This is a genomic window from Streptomyces sp. NPDC060000, assembly GCF_042737375.1.
Taxonomy (GTDB): domain Bacteria; phylum Actinomycetota; class Actinomycetes; order Streptomycetales; family Streptomycetaceae; genus Streptomyces.
In genome coordinates this window covers 22,930-44,145 of sequence record NZ_JBHWUU010000083.1, presented here as the reverse complement: position 1 = coordinate 44,145, position 21,216 = coordinate 22,930, and the positions used below count along the sequence as shown (strand labels likewise).

Sequence of the window (21,216 nt, the reverse complement as noted above, 5' to 3'; positions counted from 1 at the left end):
ACACCGGCCGCCCCTCACGCGCGCGTGGCGCCCCGGCGGGGCACAATGCGAGGCGTGAACGCCGACAGTCAGCGGGTGACGCCCCCGACACCGCCGACGCCCCGGACCCCGGAAACCGCGCTCGGACGGCTCGCCGTGCCCGCCGGGATCCTCGCGGCCGTCGCCGCGGCCTTCGTGTACGTCGGGACCGTCGACCCCAATGAGCCCGGCCACTACCCGGTCTGCCCGCTGCTGCGCATCACGGGCCTGTACTGCCCGGGCTGCGGCGGTCTGCGCAGCGCGCACGCCTTCGTGCACGGTGACTTCGCCACCGCCCTGCACGACAACGCGATGGCTGTCGTCGGCTACCTGGGCTTCGCGGTGGTGTGGACCGTCTGGGTGGTCCGCGCGGCACGCGGACGCCCCGCGCGCGTGGAACTCACCCCGGTGCGGATGTGGACGCTGGGCGCGTTCCTGCTGGTCTTCACGGTTGTCCGGAACCTGCCGTTCGGTGGCTGGCTGCATCCTTGATCAACGGGCGAATGCCCAGTATGGGGGCACCTCCCGCCCGAGCATGCGAAGCTTGTTCGAGGGCGGGGGAGGGACCGCCGTCAACCGGATGTGAGGCCTTCGCCTTCCTCCGGATACCATCGCAGTGACCACCTTTTTTCTCTGGTCGCTGGAACTGTCCACCGTCTGTCAGCCGTCTGGAAGGGGGCCGCTCGCGTGAGTGTGCTCGACGAGATCATCGACGGAGTCCGTGCCGACCTCGCGGAGCGGCAGGCGCGCGTCAGCCTCGACGAGCTCAAGGAGCGCGCGGCGAAGGCCCCCGCACCCAAGGACGGGGTGGCCGCGCTCCGGGGCGACGGCGTCAAGGTGATCTGCGAGGTCAAGCGCTCCAGCCCGTCCAAGGGCGCGCTGGCCGCGATCGCCGACCCGGCCGGACTGGCCGCGGACTACGAGGCGGGCGGCGCCGCCGTCATCTCCGTCCTCACCGAGGAGCGCCGCTTCGGCGGCTCCCTCGCCGACCTCGAGGCGGTACGCGCGCGGGTGGACATCCCCGTGCTGCGCAAGGACTTCATCGTCACCTCGTACCAGTTGTGGGAGGCCCGCGCGTACGGCGCCGACCTCGCGCTGCTGATCGTGGCCGCCCTCGAGCAGTCGGCCCTGGAGTCGCTGATCGAGCGTGCCGTCTCCATCGGCCTCACCCCGCTCGTCGAGGTCCACGACGAGGACGAGGTCGAGCGCGCGGTCGACGCGGGCGCCAAGGTGATCGGCGTCAACGCGCGCAACCTGAAGACCCTCGAGGTCGACCGGGGCACCTTCGAGCGGATCGCCCCCGAGATCCCGGCCCACGTCGTCAGCGTCGCCGAGTCCGGCGTCCGGGGCCCGCACGACCTCATCGCGTACGCCAACGCCGGCGCCGACGCGGTCCTGGTCGGCGAGTCCCTGGTGACGGGCCGCGACCCGAAGACGGCCGTGGCCGACCTGGTGGCGGCGGGCGAGCACCCCGCACTGCGCCACGGCCGGGGCTGAGACCCCGCTAGGCTTGCCCCGATGACTCCGACGACCACCGAGACGACCACGGACCGGTACGCCCGCCTCGCGCGTGGCTGCCGCCCGCGTGGCTGCCGTGCGCCCGCCCGCAGGGTGCACGGCCGCCGGGTCCGGTATGTCATCGGGGACGAGCCGGGACAGGTGAACGGCATGCGATGGCAGCGCGCCCTTCAGGGGCGCGGGGCTTGGTCGAATTCCGCGGTTCTGCCGCGCGGGCGCGACCGGCTGTCTACGGCCTGAGGTCGTCCGACAAGCTCCGTCCCCACGGCGATCAGTGTTCTCCACAAACTCACCGTGAGGTTTCCGCATGCCCAGCGAGTTCTTCATTCCCGACCCCGACGGTCAAATCCCCAGCGCCGAAGGCTACTTCGGCGCGTTCGGCGGCAAGTTCATCCCGGAGGCGCTGGTCGCCGCCGTGGACGAGGTCGCCGTCGAGTACGACAAGGCCAAGCACGACCCCGAGTTCGCCCGCGAGCTCGACGACCTGCTCGTGCACTACACCGGCCGCCCCAGCTCCCTCACCGAGGTGCCGCGGTTCGCCGAACACGCCGGCGGTGCCCGGGTCTTCCTGAAGCGTGAGGACCTCAACCACACCGGCTCGCACAAGATCAACAACGTGCTGGGCCAGGCCCTGCTCACCAGGCGCATGGGCAAGACACGCGTGATCGCCGAGACCGGCGCCGGCCAGCACGGCGTGGCGACGGCCACCGCGTGCGCGCTCTTCGGACTCGAGTGCACGATCTACATGGGCGAGATCGACACCCAGCGCCAGGCCCTCAACGTGGCCCGCATGCGCATGCTGGGCGCCGAGGTCGTCGCCGTGAAGTCCGGCAGCCGCACGCTGAAGGACGCCATCAACGAGGCCTTCCGTGACTGGGTCGCCAACGTCGACCGCACCCACTACCTGTTCGGCACGGTCGCGGGGCCGCACCCCTTCCCGGCGATGGTGCGCGACTTCCACCGCGTCATCGGTGTCGAGGCCCGCCGCCAGATCCTGGAGCGCGCCGGACGGCTGCCCGACGCGGCGGTCGCCTGTGTCGGCGGCGGCTCCAACGCCATCGGCCTCTTCCACGCCTTCATCCCGGACGCCGGAGTCCGGCTCATCGGCTGCGAGCCGGCCGGTCACGGCATCGAGACCGGCGAGCACGCGGCGACCCTGACCGCGGGCGAGCCCGGCATCCTGCACGGCTCCCGCTCCTACGTCCTCCAGGACGACGAGGGCCAGATCACCGAGCCGTACTCCATCTCGGCGGGTCTGGACTACCCGGGCATCGGCCCCGAGCACTCCTACCTCAAGGACACCGGCCGCGGCGAGTACCGCGCGGTCACCGACGACGCGGCCATGCAGGCGCTGCGTCTGCTGTCGCGCACCGAGGGCATCATCCCGGCCATCGAGAGCGCGCACGCGCTGGCCGGAGCCCTGGAGGTCGGCAAGGAGCTCGGCAAGGACGGGCTGATCGTCGTCAACCTGTCCGGCCGCGGCGACAAGGACATGGACACGGCCGCCCGCTACTTCGACCTGTACGACACCGACGCCGAGGTCGCCGCCGACGGGGCCGCCACCGCCGAGATCGAGGGGGACGCCAAGTGAGCGGGACCGCATTCACCGGCGGACAGAGCAGGCTGCTGTCGGACACCCTCGCCGCCGCCAAGGCGGAGGACCGCGCCGCGCTGATCGCCTACCTCCCGGCCGGGTTCCCGACGGTGGACGGCGGCATCGAGGCGATCAAGGCCGTCCTCGACGGTGGCGCGGATGTCGTCGAGGTCGGTCTGCCGCACAGCGACCCCGTCCTCGACGGTCCGGTCATCCAGACCGCCGACGACATCGCGCTGCGCGGCGGAGTGCGGATCGCGGACGTCATGCGGACGGTCCGGGAGGCCTTCGAGGCCTCCGGGAAGCCGGTCCTCGTCATGACGTACTGGAACCCGATCGACCGCTACGGCGTCGAGCGTTTCACCGCCGAGCTGGCCGAGGCGGGCGGCGCCGGCTGCATCCTGCCCGACCTGCCGGTCCAGGAGTCGGCGCTGTGGAGGGAGCACGCGGACAAGCACGGCCTCGCGACGGTCTTCGTCGTGGCGCCGAGCAGCCAGGACGCGCGGCTCGCGCAGATCACCCGGGCGGGCAGCGGCTTCGTCTACGCCGCCTCGCTGATGGGCGTCACCGGCACCCGTGAGTCGGTGGGCACGCAGGCCCAGAACCTGGTCGAGCGGACCCGGGCGACCGGCGCCGGTCTGCCCGTCTGTGTCGGCCTCGGTGTCTCCGACGCCAGGCAGGCCGCCGAGGTGGCCGGCTTCGCCGACGGCGTGATCGTCGGCTCGGCCTTCGTCAAGCGGATGCTGGACGCGCCGGACGACGCGGCCGGCGTCGAGGCGGTGCGCGAACTCGCGGGTGAGCTGGCGAAGGGCGTGCGCCGACAGGCGTAGCCCGGGGCCGGCTCAGCCGGGAACAGGCGTATCGGAGCGGGACATTTCCACGAAATATGTCCATGGTCACTCGAACGGGTGGACCTGGGGTCGGGGAGGCGCAATGCGCCTCCCCGGTTCGTTCTGGGGGTGTGAGCGAGAAGAATCATGCGGGAAAGCGCACCGCCAGGGAGCGGCTGGCGGTCGAGCGAGAGAAACAGAAGGCCGTGGAGCGACGCCGGCGGACGCTGATCGTCGCGTCCAGCGTCGTCTGCGTCCTGGGCCTGGCGGCGGTGATCGGGATCGTCGCCGCGAACTCCGGCAAGGACGACAGCAGCGACAAGGCGGGCCCGGTCGTGGCGCCCTCGGGGGCGAAGGGCGAGGACGCGCTGGCCATCCCCGTCGGCAAGGGGAGCGCCAAGTCCACGCTCACGGTGTGGGAGGACTTCCGCTGCCCGGCCTGCCGGGCCTTCGAGACGGCGTACCGCCCCACGATCCACGAGCTGACGGACGCCGGGAAGCTCAGGGTCGAGTACCACCTGGCCACGCTCATCGACGGCAACATGGGCGGCAGCGGCTCCCGTAACGCGGCCAACGCGGCGGCCTGCGCGCAGAACGCCGGGAAGTTCTCCGCCTACCACGACGTGCTGTACGAGAACCAGCCGGAAGAAACGAAGGACGCCTTCGCCGAGAACAGCAAGCTCATCGGGCTCGCCGCCAAGGTCGACGGCCTCGACACGCCCACGTTCCGTACCTGTGTCGAGGACGGCACGCACAACAGCTGGGTCGTGAAGTCCAACCAGGCTTTCCAGAACGGCCATTTCGGCGGCACTCCGACCGTGCTGTTCAACGGCAAGAACATCTACGCGGACCAGTCGATGACGCCGGCGAAGCTGAAGCAGAGGGTGGAGGAGGCCGACAAAGGGTGACAGGGGGTAAGGCCCCTTCACACCTGCCCGTTATGGAGCCGTTGCCGGGCTGCCTGCCGTCGGCCCGGCCCGGCACGGTAGCGTCGACCCTGCCATGGAACTTGCCTACATTCCCAGCCCGTCGCACGGAGTGCTGTACCTCGGCCCCGTTCCGCTGCGCGGCTACGCGTTCTGCATCATCATCGGCGTCTTCGTCGGGGTCTGGCTCGGTAACCGGCGCTGGGTCGCCCGTGGCGGGCAGGCCGGCACGGTGGCCGACATCGCCGTCTGGGCGGTGCCCTTCGGCCTGGTCGGCGGCCGGCTCTACCACGTGATCACGGACTACGAGCTGTACTTCAGCGAGGGCCGTGACTGGGTGGACGCCTTCAAGGTCTGGGAGGGCGGCCTCGGTATCTGGGGCGCGATCTCGCTCGGTGCGGTGGGCGCGTGGATCGGCTGTCGACGGCGGGGCATCGCACTGCCCGCGTACGCCGACGCCATCGCGCCCGGCATCGCGCTCGCCCAGGCGATCGGCCGCTGGGGCAACTGGTTCAACCAGGAGCTGTACGGCAAGGAGACCGACCTTCCCTGGGCCCTGCACATCACGTCCTCGGCGGACGGACGGGTGCCCGGCTACTACCATCCGACGTTCCTGTACGAGTCGCTGTGGTGCGTCGGCGTGGCGCTCCTCGTCATCTGGGCCGACCGCCGCTTCAAGCTGGGGCACGGGCGGGCCTTCGCGCTGTACGTCGCCGCGTACTGTGTGGGCCGCGCGTGGATCGAGTACATGCGGGTCGACGACGCCCACCACATCCTGGGTCTGCGGCTGAACGACTGGACCGCGCTGGTCGTGTTCCTGCTCGCGGTGGCCTACTTCGTCATCTCGGCGAAGAAGCGGCCGGGGCGTGAGGCAGTGGTCGAGCCGGGTGCGGATGCCTCCGGCGGTGGGACGGAAGCCGGAGCCGACGGCGAGGGCAAGGCGCTGGACGCGGCCAAGGACGAGACCGACGGCGACACCGACGTGAAGTCCGACGTGAAGTCCGACGCGAAGTCCGACGCGAAGTCCGACGTGAAGTCCGAGGCCGGGGGTGCCGTGAAGTCCGGCTCTGCGGGCGACGACGCGGCGAAGGCCAACGCCGACGCCGGAGCGGCGGGTGTCGGCGAAGCCAAGGCTGACGACGCCTCCAAGGCGGATGTCAAGGTCAAGACCGGTGCCGACACCAAGGCCACGGCCAAGGCCGGTGCGGGTGTGGCGGACGCGCACGGCAAGGCCGAGGCCGACGGGCCCGCTGCCGTGAAGGACGAGGTCAAGGACGGGGCCGAGTCGGCCGGTAAGAAGAGCTGACGGCTGGTCGTTCGTACGACGACGAGGGCGCCCGGGGTCTGCCGGGCGCCCTCGTCGTCTGTGCGCGACGGGGAGGGGTCAGCCCCCGCGGGCCGCCAGGGACAGGGTGCGTTGTGCCATCGCCACCACGGCCGCGTCGATGAAGCGGCCGTCCGGCAGCGCCTGGGCGCCCTGTTCGGTGGCCGCCGCTTTCACGATCGTCTCGGCTTCCTCCAGCTCGTGCTGGGTGGGCAGATAGGCCCGTTCGATGATCGGGAGCTGGCGGGGGTGGATGGCGGCGCGGCCGAGAAAACCGAGGGTGCGGCCGTGGGCGCAGCTGGTGGCCAGGCCCTCCAGGTCACGGATGTCGGGGTGGACCGACTGGTGTGGCGGAGCCAGGCCCGCGGCCCGGGCGGCGACCACGACACGGGCGCGGGACCAGTCGAGGCCCGCGTCGTCGCGGACGCCCAGGTCGGCCCGTAGGTCCGCCTCGCCGATGGCGATGCCGCGCAGGGAGGGGTGGGCGCAGGCGATGGCGTAGGCGTGTTCGATGCCGAGGGCGGTCTCCAGGAGGGCGTGGAGGGGGGTGGCTCCACGGTCCGCGGGCGGGACGCTCTCGGCGACGCGGGTGATCTGGTGCGGGGACGTCACTTTCGGCAGACGCAGGGCGGAGACCCCCGGGAGAGCGGCCATCGTACGGAGGTCCGCCGCCGCGAAGGGGCTGTCCAGGGCGTTCACCCGGACATGGACCGGGACCGACTGGGGCTCGCGCAGGCGTTCGGCGGTGGCCGTGCGGGCGTACTCCTTTCGGTCCGCGGCGACCGCGTCCTCCAGGTCGACGATGACGACGTCCGCGCCGCAGGCGAGGGCCTTGGTGACGGTCTCCGGACGGTCGCCGGGGACGTAGAGCCAGGTCAGTGGGGTTCTGTTCACAGGGCGCCTGCCTCGCGCAGGGATGTCAGCTCGGCCGTGGTCAGGCCCAGTTCGGTCAGGACCGCCTCCGTGTCGGCGCCGTGCGGGCGGCCGGTCCAGCGGATCGCGCCGGGCGTGGAGGAGAGCCGGAAGAGGACGTTCTGCATGCGGATCCGGCCCAGTTCCGGGTCGTCGACCGCGGTGATCGTGTCGAGGGCCTGGTACTGGGGGTCGGTCATCACGTCCCGTACGTCCTGGACCGGGGCGATCGCCGCCTCCGCCTTCTCGAAGGCGGCCAGGACGTCGATGCGGTCGCGGGCGGCGATCCAGCTGCCGACCGCCTCGTCGAGGAGGTCGGCGTGGGCGGCCCGGTCGGCGCCGGTCGCGAACCAGGGCTCGTCGATCAGGTCGGGGCGGCCGACCAGGCGCATGACGCGCTCCGCGACCGACTGGGCCGACGTGGAGACGGCGACCCAGCCTCCGTCGGCGGTGCGGTAGGTGTTGCGCGGGGCGTTGTTGGCGGACCGGTTGCCGGTGCGGGCCTGGACGTATCCCAGCTGGTCGTACCAGAGCGGCTGGGGGCCGAGGACGGTGAGGATGGGTTCGATGATCGCCATGTCGACGACCTGTCCCTCGCCGGTGCGGTCGCGGCCGGCGAGGGCCGTCATAACGGCGTAGGCGGTGGCCAGGCCGGCGATCGAGTCGGCCAGGCCGAAGGGCGGGAGGGTCGGGGGCGCGTCCGGTTCTCCGGTGATCGCCGCGAACCCGCTCATCGCCTCGGCGAGGGTGCCGAAGCCCGGGCGGTGCGCGTAGGGACCGAACTGGCCGAAGGCGGTGACCCGGGTGAGGACGAGACGGGGGTTGGCCGCCGACAGCGCGTCCCAGCCGAGGTCCCACTTCTCCAGGGTGCCGGGGCGGAAGTTCTCGATGATCACGTCGGCGGTGGCGGCCAGGCGCAGCAGCGTGGCGCGGCCGCCGGGCTTGGAGAGGTTGAGGGTGATGGTGCGCTTGTTGCGGCCGAGGAGCTTCCACCAGAGGCCCACGCCGTCCTTGGACGGGCCGTGCCCCCGGGAGGGGTCGGGCTGGGTGGGGTGCTCGACCTTGATGACCTCCGCGCCGAAGTCGCCGAGCATGGTGGCGGCGAGGGGCCCGGCGAAGAGGGTGGCCAGGTCGAGGACGCGGACACCGTGCAGGGGAGCGGTCCTCTCGGTCATGACGCGCACGGCGTCTCGGTCTCGGCGCGGCGGGGCGTCGAGTCGTCGGCGTCCGCGTGGGCGGCGAGGCCCCCGTGCGTGCTGCCGGGTGCGACGGTGTCGGTCATGGGCGGGAAGCCTCCCGGTGGGCGAGGGACCAGGTGAGGTGGGCCAGGGTGTCGAAGCCGACGCCGTTGAGGTCGGCGACGGAGGTGGCCAGACGGTTCTTGAGGGGGGCCGTCCAGTGGTCGGGGAGGGCGGCCGGGTCGCCGGTGAGCAGGGCGGCGATCCCGCCGGCCGTCGCGCCGACCGAGTCGGTGTCCAGGCCGCCGGACACGGCCCGGCCGATGGAGCCGGTGAAGTCGCCGTCCGCGTGGGTGAGGGCGGCGGCGAGCAGGGCGCTGTTGGGGACGGCGTGGACCCAGTGGTACGCCTTGTGGGTGGCGTGGAGTTCGTCCACCACGGTGTCGAAGTCGTCGTGTTCCGAGGCGAGTCGGACGGCGTGGGTGACGGCCTGCGCGAGACGGGAGCGGGGCGGGACGACGCTCAGGCCGGTACGCAGACAGGCGTGGATGTCCTGGGCGCCGGTCGCGGCCGTGGCGATGGTGGCCGCCGTGAACATCGCCGCGTAGACCCCGTTGGCGGTGTGCGTGAGGGTGGCGTCGCGGTGGGCCTGCTCGGCCGCCGCCGCCGGGTCCCCGGGGTTGGTCCAGCCGTGGACGTCGGCGCGGATGAGGGCGCCGATCCATTCCCGGAACGGGTTGCGGTGGCGCGCGGTGAGCGGGGGCTCGATGCCGCAGAGGAGGTTGCGCAGGGCGACGCGTTCGGCGGTGAAGGTGCGGCCCGCCGGGAGCTCGTCCAGCCAGAGCCCGGCCACGTCCGCGGTGGTGAAGTCCCTGCCGTGGCGTTGCAGCAGAAGGAGGTTGAGCAACGGGTAGTTGAGGTCGTCGTCCTCGGGCATGCCGTCGATGTTCTCGGCGAGGGAGGTGGTCGCCGAGCGGCGGTTCCACGGGTGTGTCTCAAGGAGAGGCTGGGGGACTCCGCAGGCGGTGAAGTAGTGGGCGAGGGGCCAGTTGCCGGTGGCCCGGGCGAGTTGGCGGACGGCCTCCAGGGGGAGTTTCTCGACCGGTTTGCCCAGCAGACAGCCGGTGGCCCGGCCCAGCCAGGCCGCCTCCAGTCCGGCCCGGGTGGGGGCCGGTGAGTGACCGTCGGCAGGCCGGCCCGGCCACTGCGGGCACAGGGCCCTGATCCTCTTCAGGCCGGTCGGCTCGTGCTCCGTCAATCTGCCGGGCAGGTCGGCCAGTTCGTCGAGGAGGTCTTCCGCGAGGAGGCGCAGGTAGCGGGAGGCGGGCTGGGGGGACGCGCCCGCCCGGGCCGGTGCCTCGCAGCCGCCGGCCGCCTTCCAGCGTGCGGCGATCGTCCAGGGTTCGCGGCCGTCCTGGGCCGCCTGGCGCAGTTCGTGGCCGAGGAGGTCCTCCGGTTGTACCCAGCTCAGTCGGAGCATCCCGGACCTCCGATCGCGGCGAACGCCTGCTCGTGCGTGCGGCGGTGGCGGACGTCCCGGTCGAAGATCTCCCGGGTGACCTCGGCGAGCGTCGCCGCGGGCTGACAGAGGTCGAGGCGGCTGGCCTCGGCGACCTGCTTGGACCAGTCGTCGGGCGGTGGCGAGTTGAGGGCGCCGGCCACCGCTCCGGCCATCGTCGCGATCGAATCGCAGTCGCGGCCGTAGTTGACCGCGCCCAGGACCGCCTGCCGGTAGTCGCCGCCGGCCACCACCAACATCCCCAGGGCGACGGGGAGTTCCTCGATCGCGTGCAGGCGGGACGGGCGACGGGCGGCCAGGGAGGGGCGACGGTAGTCGGGGCCCACGGTGTCGTACGGCGTCACCGCCTCGCGCAGTGGGACCAGCGCCGACTCGAAGTCGGTGTGCCGGGCCGCCGCTTCGCAGACCTTCTCGATCGCCGTGCGGGTCCCGTCCTGTGCCAGCGCCAGACAGGCCGTGACGACGGAGTCCGCCGTCGCGCCCGGCGTACAGGCGGCCGCCACCGCCGCCGCGAAGACTCCCGCCGCCTCACGGCCGTACGACGACTGGTGGGCGCCCGCGATCTCCAGCGCCTCGGCGTACGCGCCCGCCGGGTTGGCCGCGTTGACCAGGCCCACCGGGGCCATGTACATCGCCGCACCGCAGTTGACGATGTTGCCCACGCCTGCCTCACGCGGGTCCACATGACCGTAATGGAGTCTGGTCACCAGCCATTTCTCCGCCAGGAAGATCCGGTGGAGGGGGAGTGCCTCCGCCTCCAGCTCCGGGATCCAGCGAGGTGTCGTCAGCAGGTCCGGGACCAGGTGGTCCGCGATCGCGTACGCGTCCAGGTGGTCGCGGACCGTGGCATAGACCCTGATCAGCGCGTGGGTCATCAAGGTGTCGTCGGTGACGTGGCCGTCACCCTTGTGGTACGGGGCGAGGGGGCGGGCGGTGCGCCAGTCGTCGCCGTTCCAGGGGCCGACGATGCCGTGCACCCGGCTGCCGTGGCGCTGGAGGATCTGCTCGGGGGAGTAGCCCTCGACGGGGCCGCCGAGGGCGTCGCCGACGGCCGCGCCGACGAGGGCGGCCGTGATGCGCTCTTCCAGGGTTCCGCCGTTGCTTTCTTCTGTTTTGGGCGTCATGCCCCGAATCATCCCCCCGCTGGGGTCGGTTGTGCGGCTTCCAGGAGTCCGGCGAGTTCCACCAGGTCGGTGCCGGTGAGCCGGGGCAGCACGCAGCCGGAGAGGGTCCGGCAGCTCTCGCGCCAGGAGGCGGGGATCACGGCGCCGCCGCCCAACGCGCCGGTCAGCGCGCCCGCCAGGGCCGGGGCCGAGTCCGCCACCCGGGAGAGACAGGCCGCCGCCGGTACCGCTTCGTGGATACGGCCGCCGGACGCGATCACCAGGGCCAGGGCCACCGGGACCGTCTCCGCCGCGGCGATGCCGTAGCTGTAGACGTGATCGACGATCTGGTGTTCCAGGAGCGGGACGAGCGCGAAGGCGCCGTCGGCGTCGTGGGCCAGCGCGAGGGCGTGCCGGGCGTTGCGGCCGATCTCCGTGTGCTCGGGGAGTTCGGCGAGCGCCGCCGCCACACAGGCCTCGGCGTCCCCGCCGACAAGGGCCAGCGCGCAGGCCGCCGCCATCGCGCGTGCGCCGTGCACGCCGTCGCCGTCCTGGGTGTAACGGGCGTCGAACTCGGCGAGTTCGGCGGCCCCCCGGGGATCGCCGGGGTGGGCCACGGCCAGGACGCAGGCACGCACACAGGCCGCGTCGTCGAAGTAGTGGGGGTTGTCGTGGCCGGTGGCGGGCGGTCGCAGGCCGGCCGCGAGGTTGCCGAGGCCGGCCCGGACGGAGATACGGGCGCGCAGAGGCAGGACGGCGGACTCGACCTCGGGTGCGCGGTCGGCGGCCGCCGCGACCTCGCAGGCGACGGCGTTCCAGGTGAGGTCGATGGCGGCGCGCATCCGGCGCTCCCGGCTGAGGTCGCCGAGGGCGGCATCGTCCCCTGCGCGCAGGACCGCCTCCGCCGCGAAGGCCGCCCACTCGGCGTCGTCGGACGGGCCGAGGCGCAGGGGTTCGGGGGGTTGGTTGAGGGCGATGGGGACGGGGAGGGTGGTCGTCGCGTTGTGTTCGGCGAAGGTGTCGAGTTCGCGGGTGAGGCGGCGGGTCCACTCCGGCATGCGGGCGGCTCGGTGGCGGGCGGCGGGCCAGCCGGCGGCGTCGCCCGCGGCCAGGCCCAGCAGGAGGCCTTCGATGCGGTGCGCGTCCCGCGGGTGGGTGGGGTCCAGGGCCTCGGCTTCGCCGTCGGCGGGGCCCGGCGGGTCTTCGGTGCGGTGCGCGTCCCGCGGGTGGGTGGCTTCTACGGCCTCGGCTTCGCCGTCGGCCTTGTCGTTCCCACCCGCACCACCCGTGCGGCTCTCGTTGTCGGGTGCCGGTGGCCCCTGCTGGGTGTCCTCGCCGTCGGCGGCCGCGCGTGCGTGCGGCTTCGCCGTGGGCGGTGGGGTGGGTGTGGGGGGTGCAGGCTCGTGCGGCTTGGCCGTGGTTGGTGGGGTGGGTGTGGGGGTTGCGGGCTCGTGTGGATTTGGCGTGGGCGGTGGGGTTGGCGCGGGTTTGTGCGGGTTTGGTGCGGGGGGCGGTGCGGGTGCGTGTGGTCTGGCCGGGGGTGGGGTGGTGGTTGTCGGGGCTCCGGCGGACTCCGGCCCGGCCGCTCCCTCGTCCCACGGGGCGGGCGGTCTCATGAGCCCGCCTCCGTCCCGTCGTTCGCCGCCAGGGTGAAGGCGGTCGGGTCGGGCACGGTGAACCGGCCGAGGCCCATCAGGTTCGGTACGAGTTCCTCGACGACCATCCCCTCGCCCCACTTGCCGCCCTCGCCCGGCATCAGCAGCTCCGCCACGTCCAGCACGTGATGGCCCGCCATCGACGGCAGGCAGCTGCCCCGTGCCGGACCGATCGCCGACGCCCACTCCGCCGGAATCGCCGACACGCCCCTCGTCGCTCCGGCCAGGGCGCCCGCCACCGCCGCCGTCGTGTCCGCGTCGCGCCCCATGTTCACCGCCGTGAGGACGGCTTCACGGAAGTCGCCGTCGGCTGCCGCGTAGGCGCCGAAGGCCAGGGCGACGGCCTCGGGCGCGAGGTCGGTCCAGGGGTAGCCGCCGATGACGACGGCGGAGCGGACCGCCCGTTCGCCCCGGTGGGCCACCGCCACCGCCCGGCGCAGGGAACGCGCCGTCCAGGAGTCCTCGGGGACGACGGCCAGGGCGGAGGCGACCACCGTGGTCGCCGGCGCTCCCGCCATCGCCGCCGCCACTCCCGCCGCGACCGCCTGACCGCCGTAGATGCCCTCGCCGTCGTGGCTCACCGCGCCGTCGATCGCGACCAGCCGGGCCGCTTCCGCGGGGCGGCCCGCGGCGAAGACGCCGAAGGGGGCCGCGCGCATCGCCAGGCCGTCGCTCCAGGCGTGCCGGTGCTGCGCCGAGATCGGCGCCGCCAGGCCCCGGCGGAGGTTCTCCAGGGTGCCGCGTTCGCTGAAGCCGGCGCCGCGGAAGGGGCCCTCGTCGAGGTCGGCGATCCACTGGTGCCAGGCCGCCTCGACGTGGGCCGGGGTGAGTGCGGAGCCGTGTCGGGCCAGCAGCAGGCCCGAGAAGATTGCGTACTCGGTGTCGTCGGTGACGGCCGGCCTGTCGGTGACGTAACCGGTGATGCGGCCCCAGCGGGCGCGGATCTCGGAGGGCTTCATGTTCTCCGCGGGGGCGCCCAGGGCGTCTCCCACGGCCAGGCCGAGCAGGGCGCCGCGGGCCCGTTCGCGCAGTGCGGCAGCGTCCCCCGGCGCCGGAGCCGAGGGGATGCAGGCGATCGATGCCATACACGGCCTCTCCTGAGGGGGCCCGCACGGGGCGCGGAGCCCTTTGCGGATGTGTCCCACCATCGGCGGTTGACCTCAGCCTCGATGACTCTCATGTCACCCGGTCGACATATGTGCGCGCCCTCGATCGTATGAGCATTCGAGGGTAAAACCGCAGGTTAGCCCAGCCTTTCCTTCCTGGCGGGAGGGAATCCTCCGGCGTATCTTCTCGGTTGTAAAAGAATGGAATCAGTCCAAACTTAGCTTTGCCTCAGCTTGCTGAAGCTCATCGGACACCCTGGGGGATCTCATGGCCATCATCGAAACCGAAGCCGCACTGCACGAGGCGCACCGCGACAACCACACCCACCGGGATGTCAACGGTGGCTGGCTGCGGCCCGCCGTCTTCGGGGCGATGGACGGCCTGGTCTCCAACCTCGCCCTGATGACCGGCGTCGCCGGCGGGGCGGTGAGCCAGCACACCATCGTCATCACCGGACTGGCCGGTCTGGCCGCCGGCGCCTTCTCCATGGCCGCCGGCGAATACACCTCCGTCGCCTCGCAGCGTGAGCTCGTCGAGGCCGAACTCGAGGTCGAGCGGCGGGAGCTGAGAAAGCACCCCAAGGACGAGGAGGCCGAGCTCGCGGCGCTGTACGAGGCCCGGGGTGTCGAGCCCGCACTGGCCCGGCAGGTCGCCCATCAGTTGTCTCGCGATCCCGAGCAGGCGCTGGAGATCCACGCCCGCGAGGAACTCGGCATCGACCCTTCCGACCTGCCCTCGCCGCTGGTCGCCGCCGTGTCGAGCTTCGGGGCGTTCGCGCTGGGCGCGCTGCTGCCCGTGCTGCCCTATCTGCTGGGCGCCGCCTCGCTGTGGCCGGCCGTGCTGCTCGCGCTGTTCGGACTGTTCGGCTGCGGGGCCGTGGTGGCCCGGGTGACCGCGCGGACCTGGTGGTTCAGCGGGCTGCGGCAGCTCGTCCTCGGCGGGGCGGCGGCCGGTGTGACGTACGCCCTGGGCAGCTTGTTCGGAACGGCCGTAGGATAGGGCGAATGCTATTTATGCGTTGGGCCGCATAAATAATTGTTACTGACTGGTTTCGAGTGCTTGACCAGCGGGCATGAGCCGTAAGCGCTGTGGGCAATGACGCCTCCGGCGCACTCGCGGGATGAACGACGCCGCTCCCCCCGCCTTCCGGGCCGACGGACTCCGATCAGATCGATCTCGTACCGTCCGGCCCCCACACACTTCCAGCCACGTGCGCGACACCCCCTTCGCGACCCCGTGGCGTCCGCATGCTGGAACGGAGTATCCGGTTCCCGAGAACCGCTCCATCATGTAACCTGCACGAAATTTTGCGTTACGCAGAGGGCCAACGTCGTCCCTTCGCCAGCAGATATGCCACTTGAGACGACGACGGGAGAGCCGATGCGTACGCCGCGCCAGCCGTCCCAGCATTCCGCGAATGGCCAGAACTGGTCCTTCATGGATGCTCGCCCTGCTGCGCAGGGTATGTACGACCCCCGCAACGAGCACGACGCCTGCGGCGTCGGCTTCGTGGCCAACCTCACCGGCGAGGCGAGCCACACGCTGGTCGAGCAGGCGCTCACCGTTCTGCGCAACCTCGAACACCGCGGCGCCACCGGCTCCGAGCCGGACTCCGGCGACGGCGCGGGCATCCTGACCCAGGTCCCGGACGCCTTCTTCCGCGAGGTCGCCGGACTCGAGCTCCCCGCAGCCGGTGGCTACGCCGTCGGTATCGCCTTCCTCCCCGAGGAAGGCCTCCAGGACGCCGTCTCACAGATCGAGACGATCGCCGCCGACGAGGGCCTCACCGTCCTCGGCTGGCGCGAGGTCCCGGTCGCCCCCGGGCTGCTCGGCGCCACCGCCCGCTCGACGATGCCGGCCTTCCGCCAGATCTTCGTCACGGACAACGCCAGCACGGGCATCGACCTCGACCGCAAGGCGTTCGTGCTGCGCAAGCGCGCCGAGCGCGAAGCCGGGGTCTACTTCCCCTCGCTCTCCGCGCGGACGATCGTCTACAAGGGCATGCTGACCACCGGCCAGCTCGAGCCCTTCTTCCCGGACCTGTCCGACCGCCGCTTCGCCTCGGCCGTGTCGCTCGTCCACTCGCGCTTCTCGACGAACACCTTCCCGTCGTGGCCGCTCGCACACCCGTACCGCTTCGTCGCGCACAACGGTGAGATCAACACCGTCAAGGGCAACCGCAACTGGATGCAGGCCCGCGAGTCCCAGCTCGTCTCGGACCTGTTCGGCAAGGACGAGAAGTCCATCGAGCGGATCTTCCCGGTGTGTACGCCGGACGCCTCCGACTCGGCGTCCTTCGACGAGGTGCTCGAGCTGCTCCACCTCGGTGGCCGCTCGCTGCCGCACTCCGTGCTCATGATGATCCCGGAGGCGTGGGAGAACCACGAGTCCATGGACCCGGCCCGGCGTGCCTTCTACGAGTTCCACTCCACGCAGATGGAGCCCTGGGACGGCCCGGCCTGCGTCACCTTCACCGACGGCACCCAGGTCGGCGCCGTGCTCGACCGCAACGGTCTGCGTCCCGGCCGCTACTGGGTCACCGACGACGGCCTCGTCGTCCTCGGCTCCGAGGTCGGTGTCCTGGACATCGACCCCGCCAAGGTCGTCCGCAAGGGCCGCCTCCAGCCCGGCCGGATGTTCCTCGTCGACACCGCCGAGCACCGCATCATCGAGGACGACGAGATCAAGGCCCAGCTCGCCGCCGAGAAGCCCTACGCCGAGTGGCTGGAGGCCGGCGAGATCGAGCTGGTCGACCTGCCCGAGCGCGAGCACATCGTGCACACCCACGCCTCGGTCACCCGCCGCCAGCAGACCTTCGGTTACACCGAGGAAGAGCTGCGCCTCATCCTCGCGCCGATGGCCAAGACCGCCGGCGAGCCGCTCGGTTCCATGGGCACGGACTCGCCGATCGCCGCGCTCTCCGCGCGCCCGCGGCTGCTCTTCGACTACTTCACCCAGCTGTTCGCTCAGGTCACCAACCCGCCGCTGGACGCGATCCGCGAAGAGCTCGTCACCTCCCTGCGCTCCTCCCTCGGCCCGCAGGGCAACCTCCTCGAGCCGACCGCCGCGTCGTGCCGGACCGTCACCCTGCCGTTCCCGGTCATCGACAACGACGAGCTGGCCAAGCTCATCCACATCAACGCCGACGGCGACATGCCCGGCTTCAAGGCCGCGACACTCTCCGGTCTGTACCGGGTGCACGGCGGCGGAGAAGCGCTGGCCGCGCGCATCGATGAGATCTGCGCCGAGGCCGACGCCGCCATCGACAACGGCGCCCGGCTCATCGTCCTGTCGGACCGCCACTCGGACGCCGAGCACGCGCCGATCCCGTCGCTGCTGCTCACCGCCGCCGTCCACCACCACCTCATCCGCACCAAGCAGCGCACCGAGGTGGGCCTCCTCGTCGAGGCCGGCGACGTCCGCGAAGTGCACCACGTCGCTCTGCTGATCGGCTTCGGCGCCGCCGCCGTCAACCCCTACCTGGCGATGGAGTCCGTCGAGGACCTGCTGCGCGCCGGCACCTTCATCAACGGTATCGAGCCCGAGCAGGCGATCCGCAACCTGATCTACGCCCTGGGCAAGGGCGTCCTGAAGGTCATGTCCAAGATGGGCATCTCCACCGTCGCCTCCTACCGCGGCGCCCAGGTCTTCGAGGCCGTCGGCCTCGACGACGCCTTCGTCAACAGGTACTTCAGCGGCACCGCCACCAAGATCGGCGGCGTCGGCATCGACGTCATCGCCAAGGAGGTCGCCGCCCGCCACGCCAAGGCGTACCCGGCCAGCGGCATCGCGCCGGCCCACCGCGCCCTGGAGATAGGCGGCGAGTACCAGTGGCGCCGCGAGGGCGAGCCGCACCTGTTCGACCCGGAGACGGTCTTCCGCCTCCAGCACTCGACGCGCACGGCCCGCTACGACATCTTCAAGAAGTACACGGACCGTGTGAACGAGCAGTCCGAGCGCCTCATGACGCTGCGCGGCCTGTTCGGCTTCAAGTCGGACCGGCAGCCGATCTCCATCGACGAGGTCGAGTCGGCCAGTGAGATCGTCAAGCGCTTCTCCACCGGTGCCATGTCGTACGGCTCCATCTCCAAGGAGGCGCACGAGACCCTCGCCATCGCCATGAACCAGCTGGGCGGCAAGTCCAACACCGGTGAGGGCGGCGAGGACGCGGACCGGCTGTACGACCCGGCCCGCCGCTCCGCCATCAAGCAGGTCGCCTCCGGCCGCTTCGGCGTCACCTCCGAGTACCTGGTCAACGCGGACGACATCCAGATCAAGATGGCCCAGGGCGCCAAGCCCGGCGAGGGCGGCCAGCTGCCCGGCCACAAGGTGTACCCGTGGGTGGCCAAGACCCGGCACAGCACCCCCGGTGTCGGTCTGATCTCCCCGCCGCCGCACCACGACATCTACTCCATCGAAGACCTCGCCCAGCTGATCCACGACCTGAAGAACGCGAACCCGCAGGCGCGGATCCACGTGAAGCTGGTCTCCGAGGTCGGCGTCGGCACGGTCGCGGCCGGTGTGTCCAAGGCACACGCGGACGTGGTGCTCATCTCCGGCCACGACGGCGGAACCGGCGCCTCCCCGCTCACCTCGCTCAAGCACGCCGGCGGCCCCTGGGAGCTCGGCCTCGCCGAGACCCAGCAGACGCTGCTGCTCAACGGCCTGCGCGACCGCATCGTCGTGCAGACCGACGGCCAGCTGAAGACCGGCCGTGACGTGATCATCGCCGCGCTGCTCGGCGCCGAGGAGTTCGGTTTCGCGACCGCGCCGCTCGTCGTCTCCGGCTGCGTCATGATGCGCGTCTGCCACCTGGACACCTGCCCGGTCGGCATCGCCACCCAGAACCCGGTGCTGCGCGACCGCTTCGCCGGCAAGGCGGAGTACGTGGTGAACTTCTTCAAGTTCATCGCCGAGGAGGTCCGCGAGATCCTCGCCGAGCTGGGCTTCCGCACCATCGAGGAGGCCGTCGGCCACGCCGAGGTGCTGGACGTCGAGCGCGCCGTCGACCACTGGAAGGCGCAGGGCCTCAACCTGGCCCCGCTGTTCCACGTGCCCGCCCTGCCCGACGGCGCGGCGCTGCACCAGGTCATCACGCAGGACCACGGCCTGGAGAAGGCGCTCGACAACGAGCTGATCAAGCTCGCCGCCGACGCCCTGGCCGCGGACTCCGCGACCGAGGCCCAGCCGGTGCGCGCCCAGGTCGCCATCCGCAACATCAACCGCACGGTCGGCACCATGCTCGGCCACGAGGTGACGAAGAAGTTCGGTGGCGCGGGCCTGCCCGAGGACACCATCGACATCACCTTCACCGGTTCCGCGGGCCAGTCCTTCGGCGCCTTCCTCCCGCGCGGTGTCACGCTGCGCCTGGAGGGCGACGCCAACGACTACGTCGGCAAGGGCCTGTCGGGCGGCCGGGTCATCGTCCGCCCCGACCGCCGCGCCGACCATCTCGCCGAGTTCTCGACGATCGCGGGCAACACCATCGCCTACGGCGCGACCGGCGGCGAGCTGTTCCTGCGCGGCCGCAGCGGTGAGCGGTTCTGCGTCCGCAACTCCGGCGCGACGGTGGTCTCCGAGGGCGTGGGCGACCACGGCTGCGAGTACATGACCGGCGGTCACGCGGTGGTCCTCGGCGAGACCGGCCGCAACTTCGCGGCCGGCATGTCGGGCGGCATCGCCTACGTGATCGACCTGAACCGCGACAACGTCAACTCCGGCAACCTCGCCGCCGTCGAGACGCCGGACGAGGTCGACAAGCAGTGGCTGCACGACGTGGTGCGCCGCCACGCCGAGGAGACCGGATCGACGGTCGCCGCGAAGCTGCTCGCCGACTGGGACGCCGCCGCGGAGCGCTTCAGCAAGATCATCCCCAGCACGTACAAGGCAGTGCTCGCCGCCAAGGACGCCGCCGAGCAGGCGGGACTCTCCGAGTCCGAGATCACCGAGAAGATGATGGAGGCGGCGACCAATGGCTGACCCGAAGGGCTTCCTGAACCACGGCCGTGAGGTCGCCAAGTCCCGTCCGGTCGACGTGCGTCTGAAGGACTGGAACGAGGTCTACGTCCCGGGTTCGCTGCTGCCGATCATCGGCAAGCAGGCCGGCCGGTGCATGGACTGCGGCATCCCGTTCTGCCACAACGGCTGTCCGCTGGGGAACCTGATCCCCGAGTGGAACGACTTCGCCTACCGCGAGGACTGGTCGGCGGCCTCCGAGCGCCTGCACGCCACGAACAACTTCCCGGAGTTCACGGGCCGGCTGTGCCCCGCTCCCTGCGAGTCGGCGTGCGTGCTCGGCATCAACCAGCCGCCGGTCACCATCAAGAACGTCGAGGTCTCGATCATCGACAAGGCGTGGGAGACCGGTGACGTCGCCCCGCAGGCCCCCGAGCGGCTGTCCGGCAAGACCGTCGCGGTCATCGGTTCGGGCCCGGCGGGCCTGGCCGCCGCCCAGCAGCTCACCCGGGCCGGCCACACCGTCGCCGTCTACGAGCGCGCGGACCGCATCGGAGGCCTCCTGCGGTACGGCATCCCCGAGTTCAAGATGGAGAAGCGGCACATCAACCGCCGTATCGAGCAGATGCGCGCGGAGGGCACCCGCTTCCGTACCGGGATCGAGATCGGCCGTGACCTCAAGGCGACCGACCTGAAGAAGCGCTACGACGCCATCGTCATCGCCGCCGGCGCCACGACCGCCCGTGACCTCCCGGTCCCCGGCCGTGAACTCAAGGGCGTCCACCAGGCGATGGAGTACCTGCCGCTGGCCAACAAGGTCCAGGAGGGCGACTTCGTGGCGCCCCCGATCTCGGCCGAGGGCAAGCACGTCGTGGTCATCGGCGGCGGCGACACCGGCGCCGACTGCGTGGGCACCGCCCACCGCCAGGGCGCGGCCTCGGTCACCCAGCTGGAGATCATGCCCAAGCCCGGCGAGGAGCGGAACCCGAGTCAGCCGTGGCCGACCTTCCCGATGCTCTACAAGGTCACCAGCGCGCACGAGGAGGGCGGCGAGCGGGTCTACTCCGTCTCCACCACCCACTTCGAGGGCGACGAGGACGGCAACGTCCAGTGGCTGCACCTCAGCGAGGTCGAGTTCATCGACGGCAGGCTGAACCCGAAGCCGGGCACGGAGCGCAGGATCCCCGCCCAGCTGGTCACCCTCGCCATGGGCTTCACCGGCACCGACCGTGAGAACGGCGTGGTGGAGCAGTTCGGCCTGGAACTCGACGAGCGCGGCAACATCGCCCGCGACGCCGACTTCCAGACCAACGTCCCGGGCGTGTACGTCGCCGGGGACGCGGGCCGCGGCCAGTCGCTCATCGTGTGGGCGATCGCGGAGGGCCGCTCGGCCGCCCGCGGTGTCGACCGGTTCCTGACCGGCACGAGCGAACTGCCGGCCCCGATCCGCCCGACGGACCGCTCGCTGCTGGTCTGACGGCCCGGCCCTCAGGGCCCCCATACGTCCCGTACAAAGGCGTACGGAACACAGACGGCGCCTGCCCCACAGTCCCCGACCGGACGACCGGGCAGGCGCC

At 71.7% G+C, this 21,216-nt stretch carries 16 protein-coding genes; 10 read left to right on the top strand and 6 right to left on the bottom strand.

The window, feature by feature from the left end; genetic code table 11:
• The first annotated feature begins 45 nt into the window (after nucleotides 1-45).
• From ACFWBB_RS34315 to lgt, 7 genes are all read left to right on the top strand, one after another.
• Complete coding sequence (locus ACFWBB_RS34315; protein ID WP_385280510.1) at nucleotides 46-510, top strand: DUF2752 domain-containing protein; 465 nt, start codon at nucleotides 46-48, stop codon at nucleotides 508-510.
• 195 nt (nucleotides 511-705) lie between these two features.
• Nucleotides 706-1,515, top strand: a complete 810-nt coding sequence (gene trpC, locus ACFWBB_RS34310) for an indole-3-glycerol phosphate synthase TrpC (RefSeq protein ID WP_385280498.1) — start codon at nucleotides 706-708, stop codon at nucleotides 1,513-1,515.
• 21 nt (nucleotides 1,516-1,536) lie between these two features.
• Complete coding sequence (gene trpM, locus ACFWBB_RS34305; protein ID WP_385280495.1) at nucleotides 1,537-1,776, top strand: tryptophan biosynthesis modulator TrpM; 240 nt, start codon at nucleotides 1,537-1,539, stop codon at nucleotides 1,774-1,776.
• Nucleotides 1,777-1,843: 67 nt separating this feature from the next.
• Complete coding sequence (gene trpB / locus ACFWBB_RS34300) at nucleotides 1,844-3,127, top strand: tryptophan synthase subunit beta (protein ID WP_385280493.1); 1,284 nt, start codon at nucleotides 1,844-1,846, stop codon at nucleotides 3,125-3,127.
• Nucleotides 3,124-3,960 carry a tryptophan synthase subunit alpha gene (gene trpA, locus ACFWBB_RS34295; RefSeq protein WP_385280491.1) on the top strand — a complete coding sequence of 279 codons (837 nt, stop codon included), beginning with the start codon at nucleotides 3,124-3,126 and terminating at the stop codon, nucleotides 3,958-3,960. The genes trpB and trpA overlap by 4 nt, the downstream gene beginning before the upstream one ends.
• A 131-nt stretch (nucleotides 3,961-4,091) precedes the next feature.
• A complete protein-coding gene (locus ACFWBB_RS34290; protein ID WP_385280488.1) occupies nucleotides 4,092-4,868 on the top strand; it encodes a DsbA family protein in 777 nt (258 codons plus the stop codon).
• 94 nt (nucleotides 4,869-4,962) lie between these two features.
• Nucleotides 4,963-6,192: a prolipoprotein diacylglyceryl transferase gene (gene lgt / locus ACFWBB_RS34285; protein WP_385280485.1), complete on the top strand. Its 1,230-nt coding sequence runs from the start codon at nucleotides 4,963-4,965 to the stop codon at nucleotides 6,190-6,192.
• A gap of 78 nt (nucleotides 6,193-6,270) precedes the next feature.
• Here the strand turns inward: lgt and ACFWBB_RS34280 are convergent, their stop codons facing one another.
• The 6 genes from ACFWBB_RS34280 to ACFWBB_RS34255 form a co-directional block, all read right to left on the bottom strand.
• Nucleotides 6,271-7,104, bottom strand: coding sequence for an HpcH/HpaI aldolase/citrate lyase family protein (locus ACFWBB_RS34280; protein WP_385280482.1), 834 nt, complete (start codon nucleotides 7,102-7,104; stop codon nucleotides 6,271-6,273).
• Nucleotides 7,101-8,297 (bottom strand): CaiB/BaiF CoA transferase family protein, encoded by a 1,197-nt coding sequence (locus ACFWBB_RS34275; RefSeq protein ID WP_385280479.1) that lies wholly within the window; start codon nucleotides 8,295-8,297, stop codon nucleotides 7,101-7,103. Before ACFWBB_RS34275 ends, ACFWBB_RS34280 begins: the two co-directional genes overlap by 4 nt.
• Nucleotides 8,298-8,400: 103 nt before the next feature.
• Nucleotides 8,401-9,780: an ADP-ribosylglycohydrolase family protein gene (locus ACFWBB_RS34270; RefSeq protein WP_385280476.1), complete on the bottom strand. Its 1,380-nt coding sequence runs from the start codon at nucleotides 9,778-9,780 to the stop codon at nucleotides 8,401-8,403.
• A complete protein-coding gene (locus ACFWBB_RS34265; RefSeq protein WP_385280474.1) occupies nucleotides 9,768-10,943 on the bottom strand; it encodes an ADP-ribosylglycohydrolase family protein in 1,176 nt (391 codons plus the stop codon). Before ACFWBB_RS34265 ends, ACFWBB_RS34270 begins: the two co-directional genes overlap by 13 nt.
• An 8-nt stretch (nucleotides 10,944-10,951) precedes the next feature.
• Nucleotides 10,952-12,538, bottom strand: a complete 1,587-nt coding sequence (locus ACFWBB_RS34260) for an ADP-ribosylglycohydrolase family protein (RefSeq protein WP_385280471.1) — start codon at nucleotides 12,536-12,538, stop codon at nucleotides 10,952-10,954.
• On the bottom strand, nucleotides 12,535-13,662 hold the full coding sequence (locus ACFWBB_RS34255) for an ADP-ribosylglycohydrolase family protein (RefSeq protein ID WP_385280468.1): 1,128 nt from the start codon (nucleotides 13,660-13,662) through the stop codon (nucleotides 12,535-12,537). Before ACFWBB_RS34255 ends, ACFWBB_RS34260 begins: the two co-directional genes overlap by 4 nt.
• Before the next feature lie 289 nt (nucleotides 13,663-13,951).
• On the opposite strand from ACFWBB_RS34255, the gene ACFWBB_RS34250 reads away from it, so the two are divergent.
• From ACFWBB_RS34250 to ACFWBB_RS34240, 3 genes are all read left to right on the top strand, one after another.
• On the top strand, nucleotides 13,952-14,683 hold the full coding sequence (locus ACFWBB_RS34250; RefSeq protein ID WP_385280466.1) for a VIT1/CCC1 transporter family protein: 732 nt from the start codon (nucleotides 13,952-13,954) through the stop codon (nucleotides 14,681-14,683).
• Between the two features lie 381 nt (nucleotides 14,684-15,064).
• Nucleotides 15,065-19,663: a glutamate synthase large subunit gene (gene gltB / locus ACFWBB_RS34245; RefSeq protein WP_385280463.1), complete on the top strand. Its 4,599-nt coding sequence runs from the start codon at nucleotides 15,065-15,067 to the stop codon at nucleotides 19,661-19,663.
• Complete coding sequence (locus ACFWBB_RS34240; RefSeq protein ID WP_385280460.1) at nucleotides 19,656-21,116, top strand: glutamate synthase subunit beta; 1,461 nt, start codon at nucleotides 19,656-19,658, stop codon at nucleotides 21,114-21,116. Before gltB ends, ACFWBB_RS34240 begins: the two co-directional genes overlap by 8 nt.
• Nucleotides 21,117-21,216: the final 100 nt, after the last annotated feature.

Coding starts and splice junctions, on each gene's coding strand:
- ACFWBB_RS34315 (WP_385280510.1), top strand. CDS start 46: ATGCGAGGCGTGAACGCCGACAGTCAGCGGGTGACGCCCCCGACACCG.
- trpM (WP_385280495.1), top strand. CDS start 1,537: ATGACTCCGACGACCACCGAGACGACCACGGACCGGTACGCCCGCCTC.
- trpB (WP_385280493.1), top strand. CDS start 1,844: ATGCCCAGCGAGTTCTTCATTCCCGACCCCGACGGTCAAATCCCCAGC.
- lgt (WP_385280485.1), top strand. CDS start 4,963: ATGGAACTTGCCTACATTCCCAGCCCGTCGCACGGAGTGCTGTACCTC.
- ACFWBB_RS34275 (WP_385280479.1), bottom strand. CDS start 8,297: ATGACCGAGAGGACCGCTCCCCTGCACGGTGTCCGCGTCCTCGACCTG.
- ACFWBB_RS34270 (WP_385280476.1), bottom strand. CDS start 9,780: ATGCTCCGACTGAGCTGGGTACAACCGGAGGACCTCCTCGGCCACGAA.
- ACFWBB_RS34265 (WP_385280474.1), bottom strand. CDS start 10,943: ATGACGCCCAAAACAGAAGAAAGCAACGGCGGAACCCTGGAAGAGCGC.
- ACFWBB_RS34260 (WP_385280471.1), bottom strand. CDS start 12,538: ATGAGACCGCCCGCCCCGTGGGACGAGGGAGCGGCCGGGCCGGAGTCC.
- ACFWBB_RS34255 (WP_385280468.1), bottom strand. CDS start 13,662: ATGGCATCGATCGCCTGCATCCCCTCGGCTCCGGCGCCGGGGGACGCT.
- ACFWBB_RS34250 (WP_385280466.1), top strand. CDS start 13,952: ATGGCCATCATCGAAACCGAAGCCGCACTGCACGAGGCGCACCGCGAC.
- gltB (WP_385280463.1), top strand. CDS start 15,065: ATGCGTACGCCGCGCCAGCCGTCCCAGCATTCCGCGAATGGCCAGAAC.
- ACFWBB_RS34240 (WP_385280460.1), top strand. CDS start 19,656: ATGGCTGACCCGAAGGGCTTCCTGAACCACGGCCGTGAGGTCGCCAAG.